At 53.2% G+C, this 4,296-nt stretch carries 5 protein-coding genes; 1 reads left to right on the forward strand and 4 read right to left on the reverse strand.

Annotation, left to right across the window (positions count from 1 at the left end; genetic code table 11):
• From KQJ18_RS22090 to ftsY, 4 genes are all read right to left on the reverse strand, one after another.
• Nucleotides 1-146, reverse strand: a 146-nt coding sequence (locus tag KQJ18_RS22090) for a sigma-70 factor domain-containing protein (RefSeq protein WP_275945712.1), incomplete at its 3' end; no start/stop codon positions are given.
• Nucleotides 147-415: 269 nt separating this feature from the next.
• Nucleotides 416-1,474, reverse strand: coding sequence for a permease-like cell division protein FtsX (gene ftsX, locus KQJ18_RS22095; protein ID WP_038635001.1), 1,059 nt, complete (start codon nucleotides 1,472-1,474; stop codon nucleotides 416-418).
• Entirely contained in the window at nucleotides 1,467-2,135 is a 669-nt protein-coding gene (gene ftsE, locus KQJ18_RS22100; protein ID WP_216422741.1) for a cell division ATP-binding protein FtsE, read from the reverse strand. The genes ftsX and ftsE overlap by 8 nt, the downstream gene beginning before the upstream one ends.
• Before the next feature lie 2 nt (nucleotides 2,136-2,137).
• On the reverse strand, nucleotides 2,138-3,664 hold the full coding sequence (ftsY, locus tag KQJ18_RS22105) for a signal recognition particle-docking protein FtsY (protein ID WP_085049033.1): 1,527 nt from the start codon (nucleotides 3,662-3,664) through the stop codon (nucleotides 2,138-2,140).
• 276 nt (nucleotides 3,665-3,940) lie between these two features.
• Between ftsY and rsmD the strand changes: the two genes are divergently transcribed.
• On the forward strand, nucleotides 3,941-4,296 hold a 356-nt coding region (rsmD, locus tag KQJ18_RS22110), incomplete at its 3' end, for a 16S rRNA (guanine(966)-N(2))-methyltransferase RsmD (protein WP_216422742.1).

Below are 4,296 nucleotides of genomic sequence, written 5' to 3' on the forward strand. Positions count from 1 at the left end.
GCTTCCAGATCGCCCTGGTAATGCAGCTTTTCAGCCAGCGCCCGCTCCTCGTCAGCCGACAACATCGGCCACGCGTTCGCAGCCCGGATGTAAGACTCCAGGTTACCAACAGGGGCTAAAGCTAAATTTTGCATTTCTTTGGTCATTCAAATCCTCTCAATCTTTTCATCTGGCGCGTTGGCAAAAACTAATTAACAAAAACCAGTAGCAACAACCATGCCAGAGCTTATGAGCAACGAGAATATCATTCAATCTTTTATCAGACAGTGATTTTATCCACAAGTTCCATGTCGTAATGTGTATAGATTACGCACAAAATGTGACATCACAATGAATACGCCGGGAAGAGATAACAGGGACTCTTTCCCTGCAGAGCGAACTACTCAGTGCAGGGAAAGATTATACCAGAGATTTTTTAATCGGGGGTAAAGTGGCGTAAATGTTGAACCGTGGCAAGCCAGGCTGCCACCCAGCCGATCATTGAGCACACCAGCAGTAACAACAGGCACTCGTCGAATGATAAGCCATTGATATCAAACTTAGTTCCAAAGACCTGCGCCACTTCAGTCACCGCTGACGACAGACGCATCACCAAAATTTCTGACAAAATCAGTGAAAGAAATGCGCCGGAAAAACCGAGCAGCGCGCCGCCGTAAAGGAATGGGCGCAGGATAAATCCGTCGGTTGCGCCAATCAGCTTCTGCACGTTAATGGTATCGCGACGCGCAAAAATACTCAGGCGCACGCTGTTACCAATGACGAGGAAGACCGCCGCCACCATCAGCACGCCAATCATCGCGGATACGCGCCCCACGAGTCCCGTCAGCGCCGCCAGACGAGCAAACCAGCTGTCATCCATTCGCACTTCATCAATACCGTTGATTTGTGCAATACGGTCGCGCAGGGTGTTCAGCGACTCCGTCCCCTGGAAGTCCAGTTTCGGGATAACCACCGCTACGGCAGGAAGCGGGTTCTCCTCCAGCATGTCCAGCGCGCCGCCAAAACCGGACCAGTTACGGAATTCGCCCAGCGCATCTTCGCGGGAAAGATAATTTACTTTCTCAACGCCCTGTTCGGCCTGCAACTGACCAACCACCCGCGCCGCCGCGTCATCATCCAGCGTTTTTTGCAGATAGACGGTGATTTGCGGCGAAGGATAATACTGGCTTGCCGCCTGGTTTACGTTTTTATAAACCATGTAGCACACGCTTGGCAGCGTCAGGGAGATGGCGATCACCATTACCGTGAGGAACGTCGCCAACGGCTTACTTTTCAAGTCCTGCAACGCGCCATGGAACGCATAGCGCACCTGCTCGTTAAAAACGTTGGTTTTACGTGAGTTCGGTTTTGGCGCGGCTTTCGCTCGTTTTGGCGCATTGCGACCACCGTCACCCGGCGCGCCGCCTGATTTACGAAAACGATCCAGTCGGCCACCGAACTGTTTAATTTGATTGATAGCGTCACGTCTATTCATGCGCCAGGCCTCCATGCAGGTGTCCATCACTCAGGACCAGCTGGCGGTAGGAGCGACGGGAGATCAGTCCAATGTCATGCGTGGCCATTAATACCGTGACCCCGACGCGGTTAAACTCTTCGAACAGGCGCAGGATCCCTTCCGACAGCGCGTCATCCAGGTTCCCCGTCGGTTCATCCGCCAGCAGTACCGCAGGTTTATTCACCACCGCGCGGGCGATACCCACGCGCTGTTGTTCACCGCCAGAGAGCTGAATCGGGAAGTTTTTCGCTTTGTCCAACAGCCCGACCTTATCCAGTGCCGCTGACACGCGACGACGAATATCGTCCCCGCTGGCGCCCGCGATGATCAGCGGGATTGCCACGTTGTCAAATACGGTTCTGCCCATCAACAGGTGGTGATCCTGAAAAATCATGCCAATCTGACGACGCAGAAACGGCACTTCACGGTTTTTCAAACGGCTGATGTCATGCCCGCTGAAGTAGATTTTCCCGGCGCTGGGCCGTTCAATTCCACAGATCAGCTTCAGCAGGGTACTTTTACCCGCACCAGAGTGGCCGGTCAGAAACGCCATCTCGCCAGGCTGCATATGGAAGGTCACTCCCTGCAGCGCTTGTCTCCCACCGAGATAGGCCTTGCTGACATGTTCAAAGCGAATCATTGTTAATCCTCTCGGGCAAAAAGTGCCTCTATAAAATCGTCCGCTTTAAACGGACGTAAATCCTCGATACGTTCGCCCACACCAATATAGCGGATAGGGATGCCAAACTGATCGGCAACCGAGAAGATGACCCCACCCTTCGCCGTACCGTCCAGCTTGGTCAGGGTGATACCGGTTAAGCCCACCGCTTCATGGAACAGTTTGGCCTGGCTTATCGCATTCTGCCCGGTACTGGCGTCGATAGTCAGCATAACTTCATGCGGTGCCTCTTCGTCGAGCTTCTTCATAACGCGAACGATTTTTTTCAGTTCTTCCATCAGGTGCGATTTGTTCTGCAAACGCCCTGCGGTATCAGCGATCAGCACGTCTACGTTACGTGCCTTCGCGGCCTGGATGGCATCAAAGATAACGGAGGCGGAATCCGCACCGGTATGCTGTGCAATCACCGGAATATTGTTACGCTGACCCCAGACCTGCAACTGCTCTACCGCTGCCGCACGGAAGGTATCGCCCGCCGCCAGCATCACCGTTTTACCCTGCTGCTCAAACTGACGCGCCAGCTTACCAATGGTAGTCGTTTTACCCACGCCGTTTACGCCAACCATTAAGATAACAAATGGCGTTTTACCCTCGACGTTCAGCGGCTCATCAACCTTCGCCAGGATCTCGCCCATCTCATCTTTCAGCAGGCCATACAGCGCTTCTGCATCTTTGAGCTGCTTGCGGCTGGCGCCTTCCGTCAGATTCGCAATAATCTTACGGGTCGTTTCTACGCCCACATCCGCAATCAGCAATTGCTCTTCCAGCTCTTCAAACAGATCATCGTCGATCTTTTTACCGCGAAACAGACTGATAAATCCGGAACCGAGGTTTTCTTTTGTTTTCAGCAGACTGCGTTTCAGACGCGCAAAGAAACCTTCTTTAGTTGGTTTTTCCTGCTCCTGGACCGCCTCTTCTTCTACCGGTTTTTCAACGGCAGGTTCTTCAACCGGCACCACCATGACGGCTTCTTCCGCCGCTTCGGCAGCCAGAGCCTGCGCTTCCAGTTCTTCGTCTGTCAGTTGCGGTTCGTTTTCGGCTTCTTCTTCAACCGCCTCGACGATTTCGACAGTTTCCGCTTCAGCCTGCCACTCTTCGGCAGAAACATCTGCGGTTTTCACCTCTTCCGGCAGCGGTAATTCTTCGCGTTCGATAACCGCCGCCGCAGGGGTTTCCACTTCAGGTTCAACAGTGGATTCAGCAACCGCCTCAGCCTCCGGCTGCGGTTGCCCGGCAACAGGCGCTGCTTCCGGCTGCAGTTTTTCGATTTCCGCAACTTGTTCCGTGACTTCAACAACTTCAGCAGCAAAGGCTTGTGTTTGTGCCTCGCTACGGGTTTCCTCGGCGCGCGGCTGTTCGTCAACGACGGTAGTTTCTTCAGCAACCGGTTGTTGTTCTTCGTTTTTTAGTTCTGTCTCGTTTTCCGGTGCCTGCTCTTTTTGACCAAAGCCCAGCCAGGAAAAAAAGCCACGTTTTTTCTCTTTCGCCATTTGCGACTACACTCCCCCGCTGTTGCTTCATGGCACAGCGTCAACGCTATGTACATAGCAGCTAAAAAAATGATGAAATAGTCTATCACTTATACCCAATGAATTTCGAGTTACGTCAAGGCGGCAAGCGCACGAATCCCGATGAGCTTACTTTTAGTAAGTGATTCGGGTGAGTAAGTGCAGCCAACGAAGAGGTAACTTGAAAGGCGAAGGGTTAACTTAACTCACATCACCGCCTGGAATGACATGCTATAGGCGGATTGAGCAATAATAGAAATGAAAAAACCGAATCACTCTGGTAGCGGCCAGATCCGCATTATTGGCGGGCAATGGCGTGGCCGTAAACTCCCGGTTCCGGACAGCCCCGGCCTGCGCCCGACCACTGACCGCGTACGCGAAACCTTATTTAACTGGTTGGCCCCGGTAATGGTCGATGCACATTGCCTGGACTGCTTCGCCGGCAGCGGCGCGTTGGGGCTGGAAGCTCTCTCTCGCTATGCGGCAAATGCGACGCTTCTGGAGATGGATCGCGCGGTATCGCAGCAGTTGCAAAAGAATCTTGCTACGCTGAAGGCAAATCATGCCCGCGTCGTCAACACCAATACGCTGGCGTTTCTGGCCCAACCTGGTAC

The sequence above is a fragment of the Citrobacter sp. S55_ASV_140 genome, assembly GCF_018919505.1.
GTDB lineage: Bacteria > Pseudomonadota > Gammaproteobacteria > Enterobacterales > Enterobacteriaceae > Citrobacter > Citrobacter werkmanii.

Coding starts and splice junctions, on each gene's coding strand:
- ftsX (WP_038635001.1), bottom strand. CDS start 1,474: ATGAATAGACGTGACGCTATCAATCAAATTAAACAGTTCGGTGGCCGA.
- ftsE (WP_216422741.1), bottom strand. CDS start 2,135: ATGATTCGCTTTGAACATGTCAGCAAGGCCTATCTCGGTGGGAGACAA.
- ftsY (WP_085049033.1), bottom strand. CDS start 3,664: ATGGCGAAAGAGAAAAAACGTGGCTTTTTTTCCTGGCTGGGCTTTGGT.